Below are 24,928 nucleotides of genomic sequence, written 5' to 3'. Positions count from 1 at the left end.
CGTTCATGTGGCAGTCATTTAACGCCCCTACGCTATGCGCGTTAAATGATTGCGGGTGGGTTGGAGGTTCACCTCCACGCATACCGCGCAGTCGCATCGCTGTAAATAATGAAGCCAAAGGAGTTGGTATGTTCACGAGTATCCTATTGACGGTTGCACTTAGCCATGTCGCCCAGAACCCAATCCCAGTTAGCCCCACGCCACCCACTCAACCTGAATCCCGAGCGGTTCAACGCCAAGCGGTGCAATTTGACACCATTGGTTTGCAGGACGATATCCACGCCGAGCTTTTGCTGCAGATAGAACTGCTATCACAGGCCATTAGTGACAATATAGAGGAAGGCATATTACCGACGGCGCCTGTCGAACTGATGACAGTAAAGGATTGAGTTAACTTAACTGGTGCGCATGCTTGACGGTTCTTACGCTAGATAAATATCTGTGAAAAAAGTACCAAGCGCTAAGCGGAACAGAAAAATCTAGTTAATGAGATTTTGATACCGACTTTATCTAAGTTGCAATAGCACATTCTTGTATACTCAACTAAAGCCAGTATCAAGGCTTAGCGACAAGTGTCATCCCTAGCATTCGTTAGAGAGGAGTTGCGCCATGAGGATCATGAATAAAGTGATTGTCTGTCCCCACTGCGGACACCATCAACATATAAGTATTGATGCCAGCAGCGGCGATCAGGATTATTACGATGACTGCCGAATTTGTTGTAATCCCATCCACCTGCGTTTACATGTGGATGATGCCCGCCGAACCATAGAGTTATATATTGACTCGGACGACGAGCAAATTTACTAGGCATGTTAATTAAGATTGGCCGCTAAAACGTTTGGCCAGCACGCGCTCGACGGTGTCGACTATGGCTTGGGTTTGGCTGTCAATTTCGATATTCAACTCATCTCCAACCTGACACTGGCCTAAATTGGTCAATTTGAGGGTTTCTGGGATCAAGTGCAGCATAAAACTGCTTTCGGTCACCTCGCCTACCGTTAAGCTACAACCGTTTACCCCGACAAAACCTTTATAAAGGATATAGTTCATCCATTTAGGCTCGACACTTAAGGTCAGATCATAATGCTGCTCGGTATGGCTAATGTGACTCACTTTCGCTTTAGTATGAATGTGTCCCGAGAGGATATGGCCGCCGATTTCGCTGCCAAACGTCAAAGAACGCTCGATGTTCACCCGCTGGCCAACGGTCAAATTGGCAAGGTTTGTCAACCTTAAGGTCTCTTCCACTACATCGAAAAATACCCTATCATCAACGACCTGAGTCACCGTCAGACATACCCCGTTATTTGCCACACTTGCACCAATCGCAAGTCCCTCATGCAAATCAGGTTTAAACGCTACCTCAAGGGTATTTAGGCCATCTTTCTTATGTATTGCAACCACCTCGCAGGTGGCTTGAACTATACCAGTAAACATTTTTTGCTCGCTTATTCGTTAAAGGCTGTATTTATGAATCATTCAGGCTTTCAGGCCAAACGCTTAATTCAACTCGCACTCCCAGTGTTGATCGCCCAAGTAACACAAACCATGATGGGGTTTATCGATACTGTCATGGCGGGCCGCGTCAGTGCTGTCGATATGGCCGCCGTGGCCGTAGGAACCAGTCTTTGGTTACCCGCCATCTTATTTGTCCAAGGGCTGCTGATGGCCTTTACGCCGTTATTTGCCCATCACAATGGCGCAAATAATCAGAAAGCCATTCAACCGCTGGCGTTTCAAGGCGCTTATCTGGCCTTAATTGGTGGCCTTGGCGTGATGGCGTTTCTCGCATCCGCGCCACTTGTGCTCAGCCATATGAATTTAGAGCCCCAATTGTACAACTTAACCATAGGATATATCGACGGTATTTTATGGGGCGCGCCCGCATTTGTGCTCTATCAGGTATTACGCGGTTGCAGTGAAGGGATTTCTTACACATTACCGACCATGATCATCGGATTCGTGGGGTTAGCGGTGAATATTCCGGCGAACTATATCTTTATTTATGGTCATTTCGGTGTGCCAGCCATGGGCGGTGCCGGTTGTGGTGTCGCGACCGCACTGGTGTTTTGGGCCATGTTGATAGCCATGACGATTTATATGCAGTTCCATAAAAAGTTTGCCGCATTAGCGCCCTTTAGCCAGTTCCATCGCCCCGATTTTGCCACGATGAAGAAGATGACGAAGCTTGGGATGCCGATTGCGATGGCACTCTTCTTTGAGGTAAGTCTGTTTGCGATTATCGCCCTGCTGCTGGCGCCATTGGGCGCGACTGTGGTGGCCAGCCATCAGATTGCGTTGAACTTCTCCGCCATAGTATTTATGTTGCCACTCTCGATTGGTATTGCTGTCTCGATTCGCATTGGTTACTACCTCGGCCGCGATCGTGCGGATATTTCTGCGGTGGTGGCAAAGGTCGGATTGTGGTTGGCACTTTCATTGGCCTTGTCGACGGCAATCTTAACTGTGTTATTCCGTTTCCAAATCGCCGAGTTGTATAACAGCGATCCCGAAGTGGTGGTACTTGCGGGCAGCTTGATGCTGATGGCCGCGCTGTATCAATTATCTGACTCAGTCCAGGTGGTCGCCGCCGGCGCCTTGCGTGGATATAAAGATACCCGCAGTGCATTTTACATTACCCTGTTCTCCTATTGGGGCATTGGCATGACCTTAGGTTACACCTTGGCGTATACCGACTTTATTGTACCCGCCATGGGCGCCCATGGTTTTTGGACCGGATTAATTGCAGGTCTCACCTCGGCGGCGCTGCTGTTTTTCATCCGCCTTCGTTATATTCAAAAGCATGGCGTGCATTTAAGTTTGATTGAAGGCGACAGTGTGCATCACTAAGTAGATGGAAAGATAAAACGGCGAGCTAAATGCTCGCCGTTTTATTTCGCGCAGAGTGATTTTGGCCTGCATCTCAGTCTAACTTGCCGTTTTATCAACAACTTTGCTGAAACACTGGACAAGTTGCACAGCAATTCACCATTTGGCAATAAAATTCATTTTTTTGCTTGCCAGCCTTTCGCTATCCCCCTAATATAGCGCTCGTTCCGAAGCACAACGCAAAGTAGTGTTGCCGTAACGATTAAAACAATGCACCCGTAGCTCAGTTGGTTAGAGCACTACCTTGACATGGTAGGGGTCGGTGGTTCGAGTCCACTCGGGTGTACCACTCTCTTCAAAGAGTATAAACTTAGAAATTCAAACAGTGCACCCGTAGCTCAGTTGGTTAGAGCACTACCTTGACATGGTAGGGGTCGGTGGTTCGAGTCCACTCGGGTGTACCATTTCTCGCTTTAACTCCCTATAAAACCTCAATTTAATAAACATCCATCAAGATTCTTATAAACATGCCCCACCCTTCGGCTCTGCCAGATTTTGCCTCTATTGCTTAATCCAGATTTACCGAAATTTCCCTCTAATTCACCGTTTTTCTGAATTTGTGCCCATTTCGTGCCAAACCTGTTGGCACAAGATGCTTTTGACGATTTTTTTGTTGACCCCCACCCTAGTTGGCACACAACAGCAGCTTAAAATTCAAATTAGCTTGAATCTAGCAAAGAAATTATCCAAAAAATGAATAAGGTTTTTGTTTTACCTAAATGTTTGGAAGTGAAAGTCGATTAAAAATTTGAATAACGATTCTTATTTCTTAGTAAGTAGAAATAGATTGTTATGGGCTAACCTGTACGCCACAACTTTAAGAACCAAAAGCGACATTACTTGTCGTTTCGCTGAATACTCGATGTTCATTAATAAGAAGTGTATTGGCATAGTGAATTAGGATCTGCTTTGCGTCCCAACCTTGCTTTTCAGAATGGCGACATCCATTTGTGTATCAAATACAAAAACGCCACTCATTGAGTGGCATTTGGGATTACGACAGCGCTAGCGAGAGTCTACTGTTAGTCCATTCGTTTAATTGCGAAATTAGAGTGCCAGCTTAAGGATTTTGCTCACATCATCAGGTGTGATATCTCCGTGTTCACCCAATTGAATAAATTGGTGTTCTTGCAGCTTAGCAATGATATTCGGAATGATATCTGCCGATAAACCATAATCTGCCAAACGGGTGCGTACCCCCATCGCTTCAAAAAATTCGCGACTACGTACAATTGCTTTTTCTGCTGCCACGAGATCATCGGCTTCGATAATGCCTAATACGCGACGGCCATACTGCGCCAGTTTTTCGCGTTTTTGTTCCACTTTATAAGTCCACACCGCAGGCATGACAATTGCCAAGGTTTGGGCGTGATCTAATCCATAAAGACCAGTAATTTCTTGACCAATCAAGTGGGTTGCCCAGTCTGCAGGTACCCCAGACGCAATTAACCCATTTAACGCCATTGTGGCGGCCCACATCAGGTTAGCGCGAACGTCATAATTTTCTGGTTCGATTAGTGCTCTCGGACCTTCTTCTAAAATAGTTGCTAACAGGCCTTCGGCAAAACGGTCTTGTACCTTGGCATTCACAGGATAAGTCACATACTGCTCTAACACGTGGACGAATGAATCGACTACACCATTACCGACTTGCCGCGCGGGTAATGAATAAGTGGTTTGTGGATCAAGAATAGAAAAATGTGGCCTTACGTAATCAGAATTAAAAAACAATTTATCTTGAGTATCCGCACGGGTAACCACTGCTGTAGGATTCATTTCTGAACCGGTCGCAGCCAAGGTCAACACGCAGCCAATCGGTAATGCACCTTGTACTGCGCCGCCAAAGGATTGAATGATTGCCCAAGGGTCACCCTGATGTTTTGCCGCTGCGGCAATAAATTTAGTCGCGTCTATCACCGAACCACCTCCCACAGCCAGTAGGAAGTCAACGTCTTCTTGCTTGATTTTTTCAACCGCTTTCAGGCACGTATCATAGTGAGGATTCGGCTCGATACCACCGAACTCGACCCATTTTTTACCTTCTAGGGCATTGACGACCTGATCAAAAATACCGTTTTTCTTAATACTACCACCACCATATATAATCATGACGGTTGCGTCTGCTGGGATCTCTTGTGTCAGTTGATTGATTTGACCTTCACCAAAAATAATTTTAGTGTTATTGAAAAAGCTGAAGTTATTCATATTAAATTATTCCAAATTCAGTTAGTTGAAACAGATATAAATCATGTCAATTTTAACTTTTATTAAAACCGCCGTTTAACGTTATTAGAAACCGATAACCGCTGTTAGATAAGGCGCTATACTGAATGCACAATTTGTTATAACACCGTTCAGGAGACTGTACGTCATTTAGACTATTCTGAAGCCTAATCCCTTCGGCTGGCAAGTTCAGGCACGTATCTTACGGCATGGATTAGTACCTGCCGCACTCAACAATTACGATTAAATTTCTTTATTATCAAAATGATGAGAAAGCTTTGCATCTATTGATGAGTTTTATTCATTACTGTTAGCGTTTTAATGCGATTGTTTGTTACATAGATATTTGTATGCTAGTAGCATTGCAAAAACTTTAGCATTTCAGATTACTCTCAAGGGTTATTTTCAACATTAACATCGCATATATCGAAAATATATCAATGATGATTATTTCCTTTTTTATTTAGGCGTAATAAAAACAATTGATGAAGCAACAGTCAAATCTTAAAAGGAATATTTAATATTGGATTCAACAGGCAATAAAACTACATTTTGGGCAGCGTCATCCGCTTTGGCTGCAACTTTTATAGCCTCAGCGACACCGATACCTTTATACGGCACTTATCAAAGAGTGGATGGAATAAGCTATCTGGGTCTGTCGCTCAGCTCCGTTATCTATTTTGTTGGTGCGGTAACCGCCCTACTCATTTTTGGCCGTTTATCCAATCATTTTGGTCGTAAACCCATTTCGTTGATTGCTGTCTTACTGGCGGCACTGGCAAGTAGCCTATTCCTAGATGTACACACAGTAACGCCTCTTCTTATTGGACGACTGTTCCAAGGCTTGTCATGTGGTTTAGCGTCTACCGCGTTAGCCGCCTGGATCGTAGATTGCGCAACAACGGTTCCCAAGTGGGTCGCGCCCGCGGTGATTAGCTGTGGCCCAATGACGGGGCTCACGATTGGCGGCATCGTATCCGGTCTATTAGTTGAGTATTCGGCACTTCCAAGACAATTGCCGTTTTATCTTGTACTTGCGTTACTTTTGATTTGTATTTTCACGCTGATAAAGAGTAAAGAAACAGTACGCCACACCTCAGGTGCAATCAACTCGCTATTGCCACGCTTTGCCCTTCCAGAAACAGCCAAACGTGCCTACCCGATAGCAGCCATTACTTTCGTTTGTACTTGGTCACTTGGTGGTTTTTTTCAAGCTTTTGGCCCCGCCATGGCGGCTGAACAACTACATTCAACGAATGCCGTTGCCGCGGCTCTCGTTTTTGCATCCATCATGGCACCAAGCGTCGTCGGCGCTTCACTGGCAAGTAAAATGACACCTAAATCTGCGCAATATTACGGCATGTTGAGCTTCACCGTTTTTGTATTTGCAGTTTGGCTCTCACTTTATGTAGGAATATTAACCGCTTTCCTTATTTCAAGCGTGCTTGCTGGAATTGCCCAAGGGTTAGTACTCACCGGAAGTATCCAAACCATGGTGGGCCAACTTAAAGCGGAACAACGGGCAAATGTGCTTTCCGTTATCTATGCCACCTCCTATACCGGAGCCGCAATACCGACACTCATAGCAGGGAGACTTTCTGAAAATGTTGGCTTGCTAGGTACGGCTAGTGGTTATGTCGGACTCGCTTTCATTGGCGCCGTGGCAGTCATTCGCCACACAAGATCACCAATAAAAGCATAAGGGAACGGTAATAAAAATGGGAAATGCGCGTGGTTGGTTGATGTTGCTGTCACTATTTTCAACCGTTAGCAGTGCCGAAATTACTTCAAAAAGTCAGGAGAATCTCGTGAAAATTTATATCGATATACAGGGAAACACGATTTCAGGCACATTAAAATCCGACAGTGATGCCGCCAAGAGTTTTGCTGCACTATTACCGCTACAACTCAAGCTGAGCGATTATGCGGCAACAGAAAAAGTTGCAGATTTACCTAAACCGCTATCAACACAAAACGAGCCCGCAGGCACGGCAGCTAAAGTGGGCGATATCACTTACTACGCGCCTTGGGGCAATCTGGCTATTTTTCATAAATCTTTTGGCTATGCCAATGGCCTAGTCGCCTTAGGCACTTTAGATTCGGGCATTGAGTTGATGCGTAAGCCAGGCGAGTTAGATGTAACAATCAGGCTTGCAGATTGACTTGGGTGGCTGATCATTACAAATCAAAAGAACATCAGTTAACTGTTTTTTTAATAAAGAGAAAATTATGGCGCAACCTATTCGAATTGGGTTTATCGGTCTAAATCCTGATAGCCATTGGGCTGCAACCGCACACATCCCTGCACTTTCCACCTTAATAGATAAATTTCAAGTCATAGGTGTGGCAAATAGCTCTGCGGAAAGTGCACAGAGAACCGCTAAAGCACTGAATCTACCCTATGCGTTCAGTGATGTTGATGAGTTAGTCAACTCCCCAGAAATTGACTTAGTAGTGGTAACAGTAAAAGTCCCTCATCATTTAAAGCTCGTCACCGCAGCGATTAACGCTGGCAAACATGTCTATTGTGAATGGCCACTTGCTAACGGTGTAGCTGAAGCAAAGACACTTGCTAACCTCGCGAATTCAAAAGGTGTTGTTGCGGTATGCGGCACTCAGGCTCGAATGGCGCCTGAAATTATCCACTTAACCAAACTCATCAGCGAAGGATATGTCGGAAAGGTATTGTCGACCTCGCTTATCGGATCGGGCGGTAACTGGGCTGGGGAAACGATCAATGAATACTATTACCTATTTGATGCCCAAAATGGTGCCAATATGCAGACCATTCCGCTCGCACATACCTTAGCGGCGATTAAGGACGTTTTAGGTGAGTTCGGTTCATTATCAGCTAGATTTCTAAGCAATTTTGACACGGTAACAGTGACGGACACCAACGAAATAAAGCCTAAAACGGTCCCGGATCAGTTGATGATCCACGGCTGCCTAAAAAGCGGAGCAGCAATAGCCGTTCACTACCGAGGTGGAGTTAATCGTGGGACAAATTTCCTCTGGGAAATTAACGGCACTGAAGGTGATATCCAAGTGTCGGCAGGTTTAGGCCACGCTCAAATGGTCCAATTAACCATCAAAGGTGCCCGAGGCGATGAAACAACACTGAAAACGATATTGCCAGCTCCCTCTTTATATCAGGGAAAACCTGAAGCGGCTGCCGCTCGCAATGTTGCAGGCGTCTATAATGCGCTTTATCACGATATCGTCAATGGCACTCAAACCGCTCCATCATTTAATGATGCGGTAGCGTTGCATCAGCTTATCGACAATATCGAACGCTCAGCCAAGTGCTGCGCTGAATAAATTCCCTCAGTGGTGTTTAATCTCTGTTAAGCACTCCCTTTACCGAACTAGGATACAAACATATGCCACACGTCGACTTAAAATATTTTCCGAGAAATCTGACTACGGAAGACAAAAACGCACTGGCTGATGCCATCGCGCAGGTATTGAAGGAACATCTTGGGACTTCAGATGAGGCAATCTCAATTGCGATGAATGAAATTGATGCCAGCGATTGGAAGGAACAGGTTTATGACCCCATTATTAAACCTTCGCTGGCAAGATTAGCTAAAAAGCCAGGCTATGACATGTAAGGCCCAGTTGTGCTTACAGTGAGTTTTTAGCATCTCGGATCTGAAGTCGCAATTAATGCTGAGCGAGTTTTGTAACAGGCGTTGAAATAACTCAATTCGTACGCTTTAAAATCGGGAGTTGGCTATCTAGTCATCATTTAAAATCGCCTCAGCTTTATGCCGAATATAGCAGCCCAACTCACATAAAAATCCCTCAACTGTTATCAATCAATTGATTTAACTACGGAAAAGGCCAGTGAGTATCACTGGCCTTATTGTTTGTCTGCTTGAGTAAAAAGCGATTTAGTCTTGCAACTCAATAGTTTTAATAAACTTAGCGGGTACGCCGCCCACGATTGTATTGGGCTCCACATCTTTGGTCACCACAGCCCCCGCCGCAACAACCGCGCCATCGCCAATAGTCACCCCAGCCAGCACAGTGGCATTAGAACCAATCCACACATTATTGCCAATTGTAATGGTCGCTGGAATAGTGGCTCCCCGTTTACGTGGGTCTAAATCGTGATTTAATGACGCTAAGACCACGTTATGGCCAATCAAAGCGCCATCGCCGATATCGATGCCACCTTGATCTTGAAAGCTGCAACCACTATTGATAAAGACGCCCTTACCTACGGTAATATTTTGGCCGCAATCAGAATAAAACGGCGGAAACATGGTAAATGAGTTATCTACAGGCTTGTTGATGAGTTTAGCGAACAACTCTCGCACTTCTTCGGCAGTGTGATAACGGTTATTTAGCTCGGCGGTGATTTGCATCGCACGCTGCGACAGCTCATACATTTTTTGATGAAGCGCTGAGCCACCTTCCACGCGGCCACCGCTACGCATGTAATTTAAGAATGTTTGGGTATCCATACGGTTCCTTACCGCTTAGTTTAACGCTTATATCATTTGTTCTTGAGAAGACTTTTATGAATAATCAGTCTTTGACAACTGGGTCGGTAACATACTGATTATCTTACACTGCTTCCATCCGACTGAGGACCATTGCGAGTCTCTTGAATCGCGACATACTGCATGTACGCTTTGTCAGTAGAACCGTGCAAAGACGACCACGGTTATAATCAATCAGGTCGCTTGGTCAAAGCCCTGTGCCCAGCCTTCATCTTGCGTTCAAGGCTAAACCTGCAATCGAATGATTGTGTACATGTCTTAACGTGTTAGTTCAATAATGGTGCTTTCTAGACGCTTCAAACCATCAAGGACTCGAGCACGATTCGTGGCGATATTCATCCTTAGGAAGCCCTCTCCTTCGGCACCGTAAACATTGCCATCTGTGAGCCAAAGATGCTGTTCGCTATAGAGTTTTTCTGATAACAACTTACTGCTAATCGATAATGACCGACAATCAAGCCATAACAAGTAAGTCGCTTGTAAGGGCGTGACTGTGATCATCGGTAACTGACGCTCAATAAACTCAATTACGGTTTTAACATTAGTCGCGAGATAGTCTCTGAGTGCATCTAACCATGGTGCACCGTTTTCATAGGCTGCAATAAGCGCAGTTACTGCAAAAGGGCTAATTTCACAGACTTCGTTAATGTTTAACTGCCTATCTATACGCTCTCGGAAGCCTTCATCATCGACCAGAATATTGGCCACATGCAGGCCTGCCAAATTAAATGACTTACTCGGTGAACTACAGGTTATTGAGTTTTTGAGAAATAAGTCACCTAGCGATGCAAACGGAATGTGGTGTTGACCCGGCATTAGCAGATCGCAGTGAATTTCATCTGAGAGCACAATGACATTATTTTGAAAGCAAATTTCACCCAGCTGAGTGAGCTCGTCTGCTGTCCAACTGCGCCCAACAGGATTATGTGGATTACACAGTAGCAGCATAGTGTTGTTCGGATCTGCGGCTTTAACGGCGATGTCGTCAAAATCAAAACTGAAATCTCCAGCGTCATTTTTCAATGGACTTGAGATTTGCAGGCATTTCGAATTCCGGATCGACGAGAAGAAGCAGTTATATGCTGGCATCGGCACAATCACGCCCTCGCCCGGTTTCACCAGCGCTTGGATAATGGCAGACAGCGCAGGCACGACACCGGTGGTGAATAACACAGATCCGGCGTTGAAGCGAAAATTATGCCGTGTGGCAAACCAATTCGTTACTGCATTATGGTAACGCTCAGGCACCTTAGTATAACCAAAAGCACCGTGCGCAACCCGCTCATGCAGCGCGTCGATAATCACTGGTGCCGTAGGAAAATCCATATCGGCCAACCACATAGGTAGCATTTTCTCGTCGTCGACACTGTCCCACTTATAAGAATTGCTACCTCTGCGGTTAAGCGGTTCATCAAAGTTAAATTGCATATTTATACCGCTTATCCTATCTGTATTCGCATGTTGACTGTGGTTCATGAACTGACTGTGATGTCACAAGCCCCTGGATTAACACAGTGTGCATCAATCACAATTTCACCAATGGCTTTAGCATGGATGCGCCCGCCTGTGGGATTTTTCACACTGATGATATCGCTCACGATATCAGCGTTGACAGTGCTGTATTCAAAGCACAAATCCGTGCCTTCCATAATACAGTTTTCCATCACCAAATTTTGGCAATAACAGAGTGCTTGAGTCCCGCGAATCGTGCAGTTAACTAAGCGTAGATTTTTCGAGTGCCAGCCCATAAACTCGCCATCGATGACAGAATCATACACAGTGACATTTTCTGCGCCCCAAAAGGCGTCTTTCGACGTTAAATGAGAGTTACGGAGCACGACGTTTTGCGCGTCTTGAAAACTGTAATTCCCCTCTAGAGTTAAGTTGTCTACCGTGACGTTGCGGGCATTCACAAAAAAATAATCGCCGTTTTTGACATCGACATTACGTAATTCAATATCACGACAGTTCCAGCCAGTTTCTTGCGCGTCAGCAAATCTCACATTTTCTACGTAAATGTTGTCACACTCACGGAACATCTTGGGAGCATCAACTTGGGTATTCAACACCTTAACATTTTTTGAATACCAAATAGCGGTGCGCCCGGCAATGGGAAATAAGCAGTGATCAATGACTAAATTTTCATTATGCCAGAAAGGATATTTGCCAAAAAACTCGCACTGGAATGCTTCAATGTTATGAGCGTGTTTCATCGCCGATTCACCGACTGCTTCACCAGGATAAATCTTCACACGCTCAAATCGAGTATCATGGACAGCAAAACAAGGACGTTCACCTTCAAAAAAAGTATCTTTAATTACGTTCATAATCCAACAACAGGTTACGACTGAGGGCAAGCACTGCCGATGTCAACGAGCGTGACACACTCAGTGGAGTTATTCAGCACATGCGGCTATGTGGCCGCGAGCAAGGTTTCAAATCAATTACAGAAATGCACCGTTATCCACTTGGATAACCTGACCAGTCACGGCTTTACCCATTTCACTGGCTAAGTACAGCGCGGCGTAAGCTTGGTCTATTGGTTCCGTCATCGGTACACTGGTGTTCACGTATTTATCAGAAAACTCCAGCATCACCGCTCCCCCTTCCTGCTCACCCGCAGCCCAAGCCGCTGCTGCTTCCGTATCCGTGACCCCTGGGGCAATAGCGTTACAACGGATTTTGGTACCTGATAAACGGATAGCGATGTTTTTGGTCATAGTATTAACGGCACCTTTTGTCGACGTGTAAGCAACACCACAAATAGGCAGCGTGGCATTAACTGATGAGACGTTAATAATGCGACCTTCGTTACGTGGTAAAAAATGGTTTACCGCTTCACGGCAATAGCGGAATACCCCAGATAAGTTAAGCTCCACAATTTTGGCAAAATGCTGATCAGTCGCCTCTTCTACAGCGACCATATCGCCTGAGCCTGCGTTGTTGACCATAATGTCGACCTGACCAAACGCCTCTATGGCTTGGGAGAAAACGTTGTGGGGCGCTTGTGGATCACTGGAATCCGCGACAACAGCCAAGGCCCGACCTCCTTGGGCGACGTTATTCACTTCAGATGTTGCTTTGAGGAGGTTCTCTTCGTTTCGTGCAGTTAACACGACATTCGCGCCTTCTTCAGCAAATAACTTTGCAATGGCGAACCCAATGCCTTTACTTGCACCAGTGACGATGGCGGTTTTGCCTTCCAATAATTTTTTCATCTTTACCTCCAACCAATTCAAATAAAATCGGTGAAATTAGGAAACAACTTGCCCTTGTGACACCTACCCTCAAAACGTCACATGGGTTCGCGGATAATCAGTGGTGTAGCCAGCCTTGCTGACAGAAGTTGGAATTGAGCATTTCCAGCTAGCGAAAAAAAGATTTCAATCGCTAACTAAAAACGCAGGGCCTCGCAGGGTGAAACAACGTTGACTATTTACCGAAGTATTGCTCGTCAGTGACTTTTTCTTGCCAATCCACATTTTTGCCTTCGCTTGAATAGGGTTGAACCGCAATATGTGTCATTGACGTTTTATCTGTCGCTCCATGCCAATGTTTTACACCTGATGGTGTCCAAATAGTGTCTCCAGCCTTAATTAGCTGTTTCGTTTCCCCTTCCTGTTGGATCCAGCCGGTCCCAGAAGTCACAATCAGCAATTGGCCTTTTGGATGTGTATGCCATGCTGAGCGGGCACAAGGTTCAAAAGTTACTGTAGCGGCCGACACTTCCTTCCCTGCGGTATCTTTAGGCATATAAAGTGGTTCGATAGTGGCAGCACCAGAGAACACCGCTTCAGGTCCTTTAATCGACTTCAATTCCGCTTAGTGTATGATTTCCATCTTGTCTGTTGTATTGGCGAGCACTGGCATTGATGAAATGGCGAGCCACGAACTGGCAAACAGCAGATGGTGGATAGATTTTGATAGAGTCATATACGCTCCTTACGGCTAAGAAATCAAAAATACAGATTTTCGTCTGTAAAAATTGATTAAAACTTTGTCGCAAAATTGAGCATGAATAAATTGCTATTTTACACTTACAGTTATGAATTATTTTAATAAATACACATAACGCATTAATTATAAAGATGTTTATATGTCTTTTGGCTATTTTGGTTAAATTCATCGACAGCACTAACCGCAAAAGCTTGTTAAAATGTGCCTAGTTCTTGAACGACTAATAAAATCATGGCCAAAGAAAACTATAACGAATTGATTGCTTTTATTGCGGTGGCTAGGGAGTGCAGCTTTACCAAGGCGGCTGCTCATCTGGGTATTACTCAATCAGCTTTAAGTCATACGGTTAAGGGACTTGAGAAACGACTCGGCATTCGCTTACTGACACGCACAACACGAAATGTTTCACTTACCGAAGCTGGCGAGCGACTATTAACAAGAATTTCGCCAAAGTTTGATGAAATTGATGCTGAAATCTCATTGTTAAGCGAATTACGCGACAAGCCCGCTGGCACCATCAGGATCTCGGCAAGTGATCATGCCATTGATACTGTGCTTTGGCCCAAGTTAGATAAGATCCTGCAGGATTACCCAGATATAAAACTGGAACTGTGTGTCGATTATGGCTTTACAGATATCGTCGAGCGCCGATTTGATGCAGGTGTGCGTTTCGGTGAAGCCATTTCCAATGACATGATCGCAATTCGCATCGGCAAAGACCTGAGTATGGCAGCCGTAGCGACGCCTGAATATTTCGCCAAAAATCGTAAACCCACAGTGCCAAGTGATCTGTTAAAACACAATTGTATTAATTTACGCCTACCTACTTATGGCGGCTTATATGCGTGGGAATTTGAAAAAGGTGATCGTCAAATTAACGTTAACGTGGAAGGCCAATTAATATTTAATAGCGTGTCACAAATATTAAATGCCTGTTTATCTGGCCACGGTATTGCGTTTCTCCCTGAGGATATTTTTGAATCTTACTGTAACGATGGCCGCCTCGTTAGGGTGCTAAGTGATTGGTGTCCTCCTTTTTCTGGTTACCATTTATATTTTCCTAACCGCATGCGCTCATCTCCTGCGTTTGACGTTATTGTCAATGCGCTTAAAGGTTAAATAACGCTGTTTATCTATTAAATGGCAGTCGTATTCGTGAAAACGTTTGGGCAGCTTAATCGCTTTTAATGTTTCAAAAGACAAAGCGCTTTACGGTTTTGCTATACCTATAACCTACTGTTATTTCATAAAATAACCGCGCAGCTGTGATCAAATGGAGCCTATCTAGGCAACCATTCATTTCAGCTGTGTCTTGTTATGGTCGGTGTGAAGTAATAGCGCTTGGGGCTTTGTTCGCTGAGTCGATTAAGGAAACGAAAACCGACTTCTCACAAAAGTTCACCATCCTTATCTTCGGCTACTCGATACACTGATCATGGCACTTAACCAAATATGATAAAAAGTCTTTGAGTATATTGAGGTTGATTCCTAGTAAACCAGACGGCATAGTGTTTGCGGTTATTCGATCTAATAAGGGGAAAATTCAACAATCATCTTTGACAAAAAATCCACTATAACTGGCTCAGATCAAGTGAGTGGATGCCAAATTACTGGCTTACAAGTTGGCTTACGGAATAGTAAAGCAAGCGTATAACTTCAAATAATAATACAGGCACAAAAACCTGACCTCGTAGTTACACACTAGTGAACGCTTAATATTAGGGAAACTTTATGATTAGCCATCTTTTCAAGCGCAGTAGAACGTGCACTGTGGTGCTCGGCTTATTGTCATGTGTGCCGTACCAGCAGCTACAAGCAAAAAACCTTAATGACTGGGAAAACCCAGCGGTATTTGCCATTAATTCATTGCCCGATAGGGCTTATTTTATCTCCTACCCTAGTAAGTCATTAGCCATGGCTGGGGAGGAACAAGCCTCAGATCAATACCATTCTCTCAACGGAGAATGGCACTTTAACTTTGTCAAAACGCCCGCCGAGCGGCCATTGGACTTCTTCAAAGAAGATTTCGATGTGTCTCTGTGGCCATTAATCAAAGTGCCATCCAACTGGCAACTGCAAGGCTATGATTATCCAATCTATGTTAATCACGGTTACGGCTTTCCCAAAAACAAACCTTTAGCACCAGAGTATGACCCTGTGGGCTCTTATCGCCGTGATTTTACGGTTGCCGATGATTGGCAGGACAAACGCATCGTTTTGCACTTTGGATCGGTCAAGTCCGCCTTCTATGTCTGGGTCAACGGCAAAAAAGTCGGCTACAGCCAAGATGGCAAATTGCCCGCAGAATTTGATATCACAGATTTCGTCAAAAAAGGTCAAAATAGCCTGTCGTTGCAAGTCTTTCGCTGGAGCGATGGTAGTTACTTAGAAGACCAAGACATGTGGCGCATGAGTGGTATTCAGCGCAATGTGTTCCTGCAAGTTGTCCCAAAAGTACAGTTGTGGGATTTCCATGCCGATACTTCGCTGAAAAACAGCTATCAAGATGGTTTGCTTGATCTTAGCGTTCAACTGCAAAACAGCGATAACAAAACCCAAGACGTATCACTGCACGCTGCGGTATACGACGGTGATAAATTGCTGTGGCAAAACAAAACCGATGTCACCATAGCAGCGGGAAAAACTCAGACTATCGACAAAAGCCACGAGTTTGCCAAAGTGGCTGCGTGGTCGGCCGAAGCGCCCAAGCTCTATGACTTAGTATTAACCCTTAGCCGTAAAGGCGAAGCGGACCAAGTCGTGCGCCAAGGTTTAGGCTTTCGCAATGTAAAAATCGAAAAAGGCCAGCTGTTAGTTAACGGCCAACCCATCATCATCAAAGGGGTTAATCGTCACGAGATTGAGGCGAAACACGGCCAAGTGGTTAGTCGTGAAAGCATGCTGCGTGACATTGAGTTGATGAAGCAATTTAACGTCAACACAGTGCGTAACTCGCATTACCCGACCGATCCTTACTGGTACCAACTGTGCGATCAATATGGATTGTATGTGGTGGACGAAGCTAATATCGAATCTCACGGATACGGCTTCACCCCAGAGGGCAATATCGGCAACGATCCGCAATTTAAAGCGGCGATTCTTGACCGCGTACACGGCATGATTGCCCGCGATAAGAACCATCCATCCATTATCTCTTGGTCATTGGGGAATGAGATTGGCCCCGGCCCGAATATGTCTGCGGCCTATCAGTACGTGAAATCTATTGAAGACAATCGCATCGTGCAATTTGAAACCCGCGAAACTTGGTTCAAAGAGAAGATGACCGATGTGATTGGGTGGATGTACGCCGACAGAAATGAAATCAGCACTCAATACTTGGGCAAATATCCTGAGCAACCGTTTATCTGGGTGGAATATGCCCACACTATGGGCAACGCTGGCGGCAACCTCAAGGAGCTATGGGACTTTGTCTACGAACATCCGCAAGTGCAAGGTGGTAGCGTGTGGGATTGGGTGGACCAAGGGCTAGAGCAAACCGATGCCAACGGCAATGTCTACTACGCCTACGGCGGTGACTTTGAACCCAAAGGTACCCGCAACGCCAATAACTATCTAGCAAACGGTTTGGTTGGTTCAGATAGAGAGCCTCACCCGTCGTTATATGAGCTGAAAAAGCTCTATCAAAACATTGTGGTGACCCCAAAGGATAACGGCCAATATGAAGTGCTTAATCGTAACTTCTTCAACGATTTAAGCGATGTGACAGGCATATGGACATTGCGAGAAAATGGTGTCGCGGTACAGCAAGGTGAACTGCCAACGCTGCTCACTAAACCTCAAACCACGAGCACTTTTAGTATCGATGCGCTGAAGGCATATCCGTATCAAGATGATAAAGAGTATCTGTTGGACTTTAAGTTTGTCAGCAAAGCGAAACAAGGGGTGATCCCAGCAAGCCATGTTATGGCCGCCGATCAGTTCCTCCTCAAAACGCCGTTGGCAGCACCGGTTTTAGCTAGTGCCAAACAGCTTGAACTACAACAAACCGCAGATGAAGTGAGCGTCATTAGCGATACGATTAAAGTGTCCTTTAACAAACAAACTGGCCGCCTGCAAAGCTATCGTGTTAACGGCGTTGAGCTGGTGAACGTGGGCGAAGGGTTATTCCCGAACTTTTGGCGAGCCCTGACTGATAAAGACTATGGCAACCGCCTCGGTGAACAATCAGCCATTTTTAAAGCCGCCGCAGAGACCGCCAAAATCACCAATGTGGATGTGCAGCAAACGAATGGTAAAGCAAAGGTTACTTTCTCTATTAACTTCCCTGCCCTACATAGCGATGCCAGCATCAGCTATCAAGTAGGCGCTAAAGGCGAAGTGTTAGTGGATTACCAAGCTAGGCTTGCTAAAGATCTGCCAGAAATGCCGCGTTTTGGCCTTAAAATGCAGCTACCCGATGGATTTGATCACGTCAGTTGGTATGGCCGTGGACCGTGGGAAAACTATCAAGACCGCAAATATGCCGCTGATTTAGGGATTTACCATGCCGACGTCAGTGAACTGTACACACCGTACATTCGCCCACAGGAAAACGGTAACCGCAGCGATACCCGTTGGCTGACCATCACCAATAAAGCTGGTGTGGGGTTGAAAGTGATTGGCGATCCACAGTTTGATTTCACTGCGCACCACAACACCATTGCAGATTTTGATTATCCAAAAGAAGCACAGCGTCATATCAACGATATTCAGCCACGGCCGATGACCGAGTTGATCCTTGATTTACGCCAACGTGGTGCCGGTGGCGATAATAGCTGGGGGGCAACACCGTACGATAACTACCGTTTATTGCCTGAACAACAGCAAGATTATCGTCTGCAGCTATTACTGCAACCGATTAGTCAATAAAAACCAAAAGAAACGACCCATTAGGGTCGTTTCTTTTAATCCATAGTACTGATACTTGCGACAATCACCATGTAACCCAGCATGAGTCTTTGTGATTAAATCAAAGATCGTCGAGTAGGTGTGCCCCAGGGCCTTCTTTTGCCAACTCATCGTCAGGGTTTCTAAGCGGACAGTCACTGAGTGATAAGCAGCCGCAGCCGATACAACCTTCCATTTTATCTCGAAGCATTATCAATGTTTGTATACGTTTAGTGAGCATCGCGTGCCACTCTTTACTCAGTTCACTCCATTCCTTTGCTGAAATGGCGCTATTAGGCAAGGTGTCAAGGTGCGCTTTAATTTCGTGTAGAGGGAGTCCGGCTTGCTGTGCAACACGGATAATGGCAATTCGGCGTAGGACACTTCGTTCATAGCGACGCTGATTTCCACCATTGCGTGTACTAGTGATCAACCCTTTAGTTTCATAAAAATGCAGCGCAGATACGGCGACACCGCTGCGTTTGGCAACTTCACCCACAGACAAAGCTCCGGTGTTATCCATGATGTAAAATTCCTTATTGACCTCAAGTATACTTGAGGAAATATTATTCGCGTCGGTTAACGCAATCAAGCGTTTATTCATCTCTGACAACTTATTCAGGAGCCGACATGGGTAACAATTCCTCCCTTCGTCATGACTTTTTATTCACAAGCAGTATTGATTCTTTGACTATTTTTTTCGCAGTGGGAGGCCAGCATGAGTAATGGCGTTCAACTGCCTCCTGCCCCTGTCGAAGACAACCAACATTTAAAAACCACATTGCTCATTACGGCGGTTTTCCTCGCCCTAGTGTTAGGTGGCGTTTATTACTTGAAGGCCTACCTCGCGGGTCACCAAAGCCATTGGCAGCCGCAAGCTGTGCCTGTGAGTGCAATGCAAGTCACTGCGGGGCCGTTACCTATGCAATTGACCGCTGTCGGTGAGTTAACCGCGGTGCAGCAAGTGACCTTATCCGCCGATGTGGCTGGGCGCGTAGATGCGATTAGATTTCACTCGGGTGAACACGTTAAACCACAGCAGCTACTGGTGGAGTTATATAACGGCCCCGAACAAGCCACGCTACAAGCTGCGCAAGCGCGCCTCGCGTATGCCAAACATCAACTGGCGCGCTCGCAGCAATTAGCCCCATCAGGTGCCGAATCTCTGGATGTGTTGCAAGAACGTCAATCGGCGTTTGCCCAAGCGCAAGCCGATGTGCAAGCCGCACAGGCGCAACTGCGCCAAAAGCAGATCTTAGCCCCGTTTGCGGGTGAGTTAGGGATCCGCCAAATTGACCTTGGTGAATACGTCAATCCTGGTGCTGCCGCCGTCACATTGACCGCTCTCGATAAGTTGTATGTAGAATTTACTCTTCCACAGCAAAACTTTGCCGCCATTAAGGTGGGCGGCGACATTATGCTCAGCAGTGATGTCTATCCGCAACAACAATTCAGCGCTAAGGTTCATGCCGTTGAACCGCAACTAGACAGCGATACCCGTAACATTCGCGTACAAGGTGAGTTTAATAACGCCGAGCAACTGCTACGCCCCGGTATGTACGTCAATGCAGCGCTGCAATTACCCGCAGCACAAAACACCATAGTGGTCCCTGCTACGGCCGTACAAACCTCAGCCCAAGGCTACAGCATGGTGGTGGTAAGGGGCGATAACGCCAAACAACAAGGCAAAGCCGATATCGTTGCGGTGGAGATTGGTAAACGCATCGACAATCGCATTCAAATCACCAGTGGTATTCAAGCGGGTGACGTGATTGTCGTGACTGGCCAAAACCGCGTGCAACCTGGTGCTGACGTTGTAGTACAAAATCTACTGGCCGCAGGAGAGTAAGCACTATGCACTTTACCGATCTCTTTATTCGGCGGCCGATATTATCGATCGTCGTCAGTTTGATGATCCTGCTGATTGGGATCAGCGCCACCTATAACCTGCCCATCCGCCAGTATCCGCAGATGGAAAGCGCCACGATTACCATTGATACCGCGTTGCCCGGTGCCACGCAGGACATGATGCAAGGCTTTGTCACCACGCCGATTGCCCAAGCAATCTCTACCGCAAGTGGCATCGAGTACATCACCTCTACCTCGAGCCAAGGTAAAAGCCATATCTCGGCCAAATTGGTGCTCAACGCCGATGCGGACCGCTCGATGACTGAAATTTTGTCCAAAGTACAAACGGTGAAATATCGTCTGCCTGAAGGTGTGACCGATCCAGTGATCGCCAAAATTACCGATGGTGCCTCGGCCATTCAATATCTGGCGTTTGTCAGTGACACTTTGTCACCGCCACAAATTGCTGACTTTATCTCCCGTGTGGCGCAGCCACTGATTACTTCGGTTCCTGGTGTCGCATCGGCTAACGTCGTTGGCGGCGCTTCATTTGCTATGCGTATTTGGGTCGACCCCGTCAAACTGGCCGCCCGAGGAATGACGGCGAGCGATGTTGCCAGCGCCTTGCGTAGCAACAATATTCAAGCATCACCCGGACAATTAAAAGGCGATGCCACTGCATTAAATATCACCGCGGGCACCGACCTACGCAGCGTCGATGCCTTCCGCCAGATGGTGTTAAAACAAGGCAACCAAGGTGTAGTCCGACTACAGGATGTGGCGACCGTCGAACTCGGCGGGCAAAACTACGATTCCGCGATGTTGGCCTCTAACCGCCGCGCCGTGTCTGTGGCGATTTCACCAACACCTGATGGCAACCCGCTGGATATCGTAGCTCAGATCAATGACTTGATTGATGATATGCAGAAAGTCGCTCCGCCCGGCTTAGAAGTCATTAGCCAGTTCGATGTGGCGCATTTCGTCGATGCCTCCATCGAGGAAGTCGCCCATACATTGGTTGAAGCGATTGCCATCGTGGTGGTGGTCATTTTCCTATTCCTCGGTACGTTCCGCGCGGTCATTATTCCCATCGTTACCATTCCACTATCACTGCTCGGTACTGCAGCACTGATGTTAGCGTTCGGCTTCTCGCTGAATCTACTGACCTTGCTCGCGATGGTGCTGGCAATTGGTCTGGTGGTTGATGACGCGATTGTGGTGGTGGAGAACATTCACCGCCACATTGAGGAAGGCTTATCGCCCTTTAACGCCGCCCTTAAAGGCGCACGGGAAATTGTTGGGCCAGTTATCGCCATGACCATCACCCTCGCCGCTGTGTATGCACCTATCGGCATGATGGGCGGTTTGACGGGCGCCCTATTCCGCGAGTTTGCCTTTACCCTCGCAGGTTCTGTGATCGTCTCCGGCGTGGTGGCATTAACCCTCTCGCCAATGATGAGTGGCAAGTTATTGGAATCGCGTCAATCCGAGTCGAAATTGGCGCAGTGGATTGAGCGCTACATGGAAGGTCTTACCACCCGTTACGTCAAACTGCTGGATAAAACCTTAGTGTCGCGCCCTGCCGTGCTGCTGGTTGGCGTGGTCATTCTGGCGGCGATTGGCGTGTTGTTCAGTGGTGCAAAACGTGAATTGGCGCCCGCCGAAGATATGGGTTACATCTTCGCGCAAACCAAAGGCCCGCAATATGCCAACGTAGACTACACCGCTAAATACAGCACCCAAGTGGACAAGCTATTCCAAGACTTACCCGAATTTGAACGGAGTTTCTTTGCCATTGCCAACGATGAAGCCAATGTCGGCTTTGGCGGCGTCATTCTCAAAGAATGGTCAGAGCGTGAGCGAAGCGCCGATGAAATCCAAGGCCAATTAGCGGGCATGACCGCAGGCGTGGATGGCGTCTATACCTCCCTATTCCAAGACAGTCCGTTGCCCGCTTCCACGGGTGGTTTGCCGGTACAGATGGTGATCCGCTCCTCAGGGGAATTTGGCGACCTGTACCAAACACTGATGGGGCTTAAAGGTGCGGCTTATGGCAGTGGTTTATTTGCCTTCGTTGATAGTGACTTAGCTTTTGATAGCGCCGAAGCCCATATTGATATCGACCGCGATAAAGCAGGTGAACTCGGGATCAGCATGGCCGAAATCGCTGATACGCTAGCTATTTTGGTTGGTGAGAACTACATCAACCGCTTTAACTGGTTTGATCGCTCATATGATGTGATCACGCAAGTGCCACAAACGGAGCGACTCACGCCAGATAATCTCGGTAATTACTACGTACGTACGGGCGCTGGTAAGTTAGTGCCGTTATCAACTGTGGTTAGCGTAGAGATTAAACCGCAACCGAACAAACTGCCGCAGTTCAACCAGATGAACTCTGCCACACTCTCTGCGGTATTGATGCCGGGCGTCACTATGGGACAAGCCGTGAGCTTCCTACAACAGCAAGCGTTGCCCGATGGCACCACAGTCGATTGGCTGTCAAACAGTCGCCAATTTGTGCATGAAGGCAACCGCTTGACCGTGTCGTTCGCCTTTGCCTTGATTGTGATTTTCTTGGTACTGGCAGCGCAGTTTGAGAGCTTTCGCGATCCCTTGGTCATTTTGGTGACTGTGCCACTGGCAGTTTGTGGTGCATTGGTGCCTATCTATCTTGGCTTTACCACACTCAATATCTACACCCAGATTGGGCTTGTGACCTTGATTGGTTTGATCTCAAAACACGGGATTTTGATGGTGTCGTTCGCTAACGATATGCAGTTGCACGAGAAAATGAGCAAGCTAGACGCCATTCGTCACGCTGCGGCGGTGCGGATGCGACCCGTATTGATGACTACCGCCGCCATGGTAGCGGGCTTAGTGCCGTTGCTGTTCGCGGCTGGCGCGGGCGCAGCGAGCCGTTTCGCTATCGGTATCGTGGTCGTGATGGGAATGTTGATCGGTACGCTGTTTACCTTGTTTGTACTGCCAACGATTTACACCCTGCTGGCAGCGAATCACCAACATGACCAACATCATGATGTTGCCACAACTGATAACACCACGGAGGTGGCTCATGGTTAAGTTACATTCAGCTCATAAGCTGCGTCCGTTAGCATTATTGCTACCGCTCGTTCTTGCCGCATGCAGCACGGCGCCTAATCCACAAGATTACGCACCGCACGCTGTTAATGCTGGCGAGTTTGTCAGTCGTGTTGACGGGCAAGAGTCCGTTCAACCCTTGCCAAATGATTGGTGGCAGTTGTACCACGACCAGCGCTTAAACCAGCTAGTGGCGCAAGCGCTGAGTGCCAACAACGATCTACGCGTAGCAGAAGCGAACCTTCGCCGTGCGCAAGCCGTGTTACGACAATCTAAATCAGACCGATTGCCATCGACTAACCTGTCCGGCGGTGTCAGTTATGGCGATGCCGAGCCAACAGTCACCGATGAACAGTGGTCAGAATCGGCTGGTTTGTCAGTGGCGTGGGAAGCAGACTTTTGGGGACGCATTAGCCAAGCCATTGATGCGGCCAATGCCGATGTCGCTGCGGAGCAAGCCGCACGCGATTTAGTGCGAGTCACTGTCGCGGCGCAGACGACCCGTGCTTACCTCAATCTGTGCGCCTATGGCAATCAGTTACAAGTGGTGCAAGACTCACTCGCTAACAGCCTACAGCAGCGGGACATAGTGGCGGCCCAGTGGCAAGCAGGCACAGTGACCGAATCTGCGCTCGCCAGTGCTGAATCGGTAGTGGAAACCGTAAAGTCGCAGCTTCCGATGGCGCAGGCAGCAAAACAGAATGCGCTGTTTGAGCTAGCGGCGCTGCTGGGGGTAAAGCCAGCTGAAGCCCCCGCTGACTTACAAGATTGTCGGTTACCACCAAACGTGGCACTGGCGTTGCCCGTGGGTGATGGTTCAGAGCTACTGCGCCGCCGCCCGGATCTGCGCCAAGCGGAACAAGCGTTAGCTGCAGATATCGCCCGTGTCGGCGTGGCTACGGCCGATCTGTATCCACGTATCACGTTGGGCGCATCGGCCAACTATCTGCACAACGATGTAATCAAAGGCAGCGATAGCTTTAGTTATGGAATTGGGCCGCTCATTTCGTGGAATTTTCCCAACACTTCAGCGGCAAGAGCACGTTTAGCTCAAGCAAAAGCCCAAGCAGACGCTTCGGTAGCGAGCTTTGATGCGCAGGTGTTAAACGCGCTAAAAGAAGTGGAGCAAGCTTTGACATCGTTAAACGCGGTCACAGAGCAACAGCAGGCGTTAGCACGTGCAGAGCAACAAGCTAATCGTGCCTATATGCTCGATAAAGCGCGCTTTGATGTGGGAGCGATCGCCCATGTGCAGTTGTTGGTGAGTCAGCGCAACATGCTTGATAGCCGCGCTGCAAATGCTGAGTCGCAAGTCGCGTTAACCAACGCGCAGGTCGATCTGTTTAAGGCATTAGGCGGCGGTTGGCAGCCGATATCATCGGCAAGTATTGATTCAGCTAAAGCGAATTAACGGATTGTCTGTCAACTGACATGATTAAAAGCTCTATCTTAAACACAGGATAGAGCTTTTATTTTCTCTAAAGCATCCTATTTAACCACGCTATTAAAAT

General features: G+C 47.0%; 20 protein-coding genes and 2 tRNA genes. 14 read left to right on the top strand and 8 right to left on the bottom strand.

Annotated features, from left to right (window positions below):
• Positions 1–128: 128 nt before the first annotated feature.
• Both N5E87_RS10585 and N5E87_RS10580 read left to right on the top strand, forming a co-directional pair.
• The gene (locus tag N5E87_RS10585; protein WP_232015290.1) at positions 129–389 is read left to right on the top strand and encodes a hypothetical protein; all 261 of its coding nucleotides are present in this window, start codon (positions 129–131) and stop codon (positions 387–389) included.
• A 220-nt stretch (positions 390–609) separates the two neighbouring features.
• Positions 610–810 carry a CPXCG motif-containing cysteine-rich protein gene (locus tag N5E87_RS10580; protein WP_086904633.1) on the top strand — a complete coding sequence of 67 codons (201 nt, stop codon included), beginning with the start codon at positions 610–612 and terminating at the stop codon, positions 808–810.
• Between the two features lie 9 nt (positions 811–819).
• Here the strand turns inward: N5E87_RS10580 and N5E87_RS10575 are convergent, their stop codons facing one another.
• Complete coding sequence (locus N5E87_RS10575) at positions 820–1,440, bottom strand: riboflavin synthase (RefSeq protein WP_011622721.1); 621 nt, start codon at positions 1,438–1,440, stop codon at positions 820–822.
• A gap of 33 nt (positions 1,441–1,473) precedes the next feature.
• Between N5E87_RS10575 and N5E87_RS10570 the strand changes: the two genes are divergently transcribed.
• The 3 genes from N5E87_RS10570 (at position 1,474) to N5E87_RS10560 (ending at position 3,296) form a co-directional block, all read left to right on the top strand.
• The gene (locus N5E87_RS10570; protein WP_011626190.1) at positions 1,474–2,853 is read left to right on the top strand and encodes an MATE family efflux transporter; all 1,380 of its coding nucleotides are present in this window, start codon (positions 1,474–1,476) and stop codon (positions 2,851–2,853) included.
• A gap of 251 nt (positions 2,854–3,104) precedes the next feature.
• Positions 3,105–3,181: transfer RNA gene (locus N5E87_RS10565), tRNA-Val, on the top strand.
• Between the two features lie 38 nt (positions 3,182–3,219).
• Positions 3,220–3,296: transfer RNA gene (locus N5E87_RS10560), tRNA-Val, on the top strand.
• A gap of 643 nt (positions 3,297–3,939) precedes the next feature.
• Here the strand turns inward: N5E87_RS10560 and N5E87_RS10555 are convergent.
• The gene (locus tag N5E87_RS10555; protein ID WP_086904632.1) at positions 3,940–5,097 is read right to left on the bottom strand and encodes an iron-containing alcohol dehydrogenase; all 1,158 of its coding nucleotides are present in this window, start codon (positions 5,095–5,097) and stop codon (positions 3,940–3,942) included.
• A gap of 541 nt (positions 5,098–5,638) precedes the next feature.
• Here N5E87_RS10555 and N5E87_RS10550 point away from each other — a divergent pair.
• From N5E87_RS10550 to pptA, 4 genes are all read left to right on the top strand, one after another.
• The gene (locus N5E87_RS10550; protein ID WP_086904631.1) at positions 5,639–6,817 is read left to right on the top strand and encodes an MFS transporter; all 1,179 of its coding nucleotides are present in this window, start codon (positions 5,639–5,641) and stop codon (positions 6,815–6,817) included.
• A gap of 106 nt (positions 6,818–6,923) precedes the next feature.
• Positions 6,924–7,277 (top strand): cyclophilin-like fold protein, encoded by a 354-nt coding sequence (locus tag N5E87_RS10545; RefSeq protein WP_086904636.1) that lies wholly within the window; start codon positions 6,924–6,926, stop codon positions 7,275–7,277.
• A gap of 67 nt (positions 7,278–7,344) precedes the next feature.
• Positions 7,345–8,433, top strand: a complete 1,089-nt coding sequence (locus tag N5E87_RS10540; protein ID WP_126513089.1) for a Gfo/Idh/MocA family oxidoreductase — start codon at positions 7,345–7,347, stop codon at positions 8,431–8,433.
• Between the two features lie 62 nt (positions 8,434–8,495).
• A complete protein-coding gene (pptA, locus tag N5E87_RS10535) occupies positions 8,496–8,726 on the top strand; it encodes a tautomerase PptA (protein ID WP_086904325.1) in 231 nt (76 codons plus the stop codon).
• A gap of 282 nt (positions 8,727–9,008) precedes the next feature.
• Here the strand turns inward: pptA and N5E87_RS10530 are convergent, their stop codons facing one another.
• The 5 genes from N5E87_RS10530 to N5E87_RS10510 form a co-directional block, all read right to left on the bottom strand.
• Positions 9,009–9,584 carry a DapH/DapD/GlmU-related protein gene (locus N5E87_RS10530; protein WP_086904324.1) on the bottom strand — a complete coding sequence of 192 codons (576 nt, stop codon included), beginning with the start codon at positions 9,582–9,584 and terminating at the stop codon, positions 9,009–9,011.
• A 297-nt stretch (positions 9,585–9,881) separates the two neighbouring features.
• Positions 9,882–11,051 carry a MalY/PatB family protein gene (locus N5E87_RS10525; RefSeq protein WP_086904323.1) on the bottom strand — a complete coding sequence of 390 codons (1,170 nt, stop codon included), beginning with the start codon at positions 11,049–11,051 and terminating at the stop codon, positions 9,882–9,884.
• Positions 11,052–11,095: 44 nt separating this feature from the next.
• On the bottom strand, positions 11,096–11,950 hold the full coding sequence (locus N5E87_RS10520; protein WP_086904322.1) for a DUF3737 family protein: 855 nt from the start codon (positions 11,948–11,950) through the stop codon (positions 11,096–11,098).
• A 117-nt stretch (positions 11,951–12,067) separates the two neighbouring features.
• Positions 12,068–12,841, bottom strand: coding sequence for an SDR family oxidoreductase (locus N5E87_RS10515; RefSeq protein WP_086904321.1), 774 nt, complete (start codon positions 12,839–12,841; stop codon positions 12,068–12,070).
• A gap of 214 nt (positions 12,842–13,055) precedes the next feature.
• Complete coding sequence (locus tag N5E87_RS10510; RefSeq protein WP_217895406.1) at positions 13,056–13,412, bottom strand: cupin domain-containing protein; 357 nt, start codon at positions 13,410–13,412, stop codon at positions 13,056–13,058.
• A gap of 399 nt (positions 13,413–13,811) precedes the next feature.
• Here N5E87_RS10510 and N5E87_RS10505 point away from each other — a divergent pair, with 399 nt between their 5' ends.
• Both N5E87_RS10505 and N5E87_RS10500 read left to right on the top strand, forming a co-directional pair.
• Positions 13,812–14,699, top strand: a complete 888-nt coding sequence (locus tag N5E87_RS10505) for a LysR family transcriptional regulator (RefSeq protein ID WP_086904320.1) — start codon at positions 13,812–13,814, stop codon at positions 14,697–14,699.
• A gap of 612 nt (positions 14,700–15,311) precedes the next feature.
• Positions 15,312–18,449: a glycoside hydrolase family 2 TIM barrel-domain containing protein gene (locus N5E87_RS10500; RefSeq protein ID WP_086904319.1), complete on the top strand. Its 3,138-nt coding sequence runs from the start codon at positions 15,312–15,314 to the stop codon at positions 18,447–18,449.
• Positions 18,450–18,549: 100 nt separating this feature from the next.
• Here the strand turns inward: N5E87_RS10500 and soxR are convergent, their stop codons facing one another.
• Positions 18,550–18,990: a redox-sensitive transcriptional activator SoxR gene (gene soxR / locus N5E87_RS10495; protein ID WP_086904318.1), complete on the bottom strand. Its 441-nt coding sequence runs from the start codon at positions 18,988–18,990 to the stop codon at positions 18,550–18,552.
• Between the two features lie 195 nt (positions 18,991–19,185).
• On the opposite strand from soxR, the gene N5E87_RS10490 reads away from it, so the two are divergent.
• The 3 genes from N5E87_RS10490 to N5E87_RS10480 are packed head-to-tail and all read left to right on the top strand — an operon-like array spanning position 19,186 to position 24,828.
• The gene (locus N5E87_RS10490) at positions 19,186–20,316 is read left to right on the top strand and encodes an efflux RND transporter periplasmic adaptor subunit (protein ID WP_086904317.1); all 1,131 of its coding nucleotides are present in this window, start codon (positions 19,186–19,188) and stop codon (positions 20,314–20,316) included.
• A 5-nt stretch (positions 20,317–20,321) separates the two neighbouring features.
• Complete coding sequence (locus tag N5E87_RS10485; RefSeq protein ID WP_086904316.1) at positions 20,322–23,399, top strand: efflux RND transporter permease subunit; 3,078 nt, start codon at positions 20,322–20,324, stop codon at positions 23,397–23,399.
• Positions 23,392–24,828 (top strand): TolC family protein, encoded by a 1,437-nt coding sequence (locus N5E87_RS10480; RefSeq protein ID WP_086904315.1) that lies wholly within the window; start codon positions 23,392–23,394, stop codon positions 24,826–24,828. Before N5E87_RS10485 ends, N5E87_RS10480 begins: the two co-directional genes overlap by 8 nt.
• The last annotated feature ends 100 nt before the right edge of the window (positions 24,829–24,928 follow it).

Origin of the sequence: Shewanella sp. GD03713, from assembly GCF_029843705.1 — a bacterium.
Taxonomy (GTDB): domain Bacteria; phylum Pseudomonadota; class Gammaproteobacteria; order Enterobacterales; family Shewanellaceae; genus Shewanella.
Note: the sequence above shows the minus strand (reverse complement) of the source record. Positions and strands in the feature narration are given on the sequence as shown.

Bases quoted from the DNA above. Each gene is read 5' to 3' on its own strand.
- N5E87_RS10585 (WP_232015290.1), top strand. From the start codon at position 129: ATGTTCACGAGTATCCTATTGACGGTTGCACTTAGCCATGTCGCCCAG.
- N5E87_RS10580 (WP_086904633.1), top strand. From the start codon at position 610: ATGAGGATCATGAATAAAGTGATTGTCTGTCCCCACTGCGGACACCAT.
- N5E87_RS10575 (WP_011622721.1), bottom strand. From the start codon at position 1,440: ATGTTTACTGGTATAGTTCAAGCCACCTGCGAGGTGGTTGCAATACAT.
- N5E87_RS10570 (WP_011626190.1), top strand. From the start codon at position 1,474: ATGAATCATTCAGGCTTTCAGGCCAAACGCTTAATTCAACTCGCACTC.
- N5E87_RS10555 (WP_086904632.1), bottom strand. From the start codon at position 5,097: ATGAATAACTTCAGCTTTTTCAATAACACTAAAATTATTTTTGGTGAA.
- N5E87_RS10540 (WP_126513089.1), top strand. From the start codon at position 7,345: ATGGCGCAACCTATTCGAATTGGGTTTATCGGTCTAAATCCTGATAGC.
- pptA (WP_086904325.1), top strand. From the start codon at position 8,496: ATGCCACACGTCGACTTAAAATATTTTCCGAGAAATCTGACTACGGAA.
- N5E87_RS10530 (WP_086904324.1), bottom strand. From the start codon at position 9,584: ATGGATACCCAAACATTCTTAAATTACATGCGTAGCGGTGGCCGCGTG.
- N5E87_RS10525 (WP_086904323.1), bottom strand. From the start codon at position 11,051: ATGCAATTTAACTTTGATGAACCGCTTAACCGCAGAGGTAGCAATTCT.
- N5E87_RS10520 (WP_086904322.1), bottom strand. From the start codon at position 11,950: ATGAACGTAATTAAAGATACTTTTTTTGAAGGTGAACGTCCTTGTTTT.
- N5E87_RS10515 (WP_086904321.1), bottom strand. From the start codon at position 12,841: ATGAAAAAATTATTGGAAGGCAAAACCGCCATCGTCACTGGTGCAAGT.
- N5E87_RS10505 (WP_086904320.1), top strand. From the start codon at position 13,812: ATGGCCAAAGAAAACTATAACGAATTGATTGCTTTTATTGCGGTGGCT.
- N5E87_RS10500 (WP_086904319.1), top strand. From the start codon at position 15,312: ATGATTAGCCATCTTTTCAAGCGCAGTAGAACGTGCACTGTGGTGCTC.
- soxR (WP_086904318.1), bottom strand. From the start codon at position 18,990: ATGGATAACACCGGAGCTTTGTCTGTGGGTGAAGTTGCCAAACGCAGC.
- N5E87_RS10490 (WP_086904317.1), top strand. From the start codon at position 19,186: ATGAGTAATGGCGTTCAACTGCCTCCTGCCCCTGTCGAAGACAACCAA.
- N5E87_RS10485 (WP_086904316.1), top strand. From the start codon at position 20,322: ATGCACTTTACCGATCTCTTTATTCGGCGGCCGATATTATCGATCGTC.
- N5E87_RS10480 (WP_086904315.1), top strand. From the start codon at position 23,392: ATGGTTAAGTTACATTCAGCTCATAAGCTGCGTCCGTTAGCATTATTG.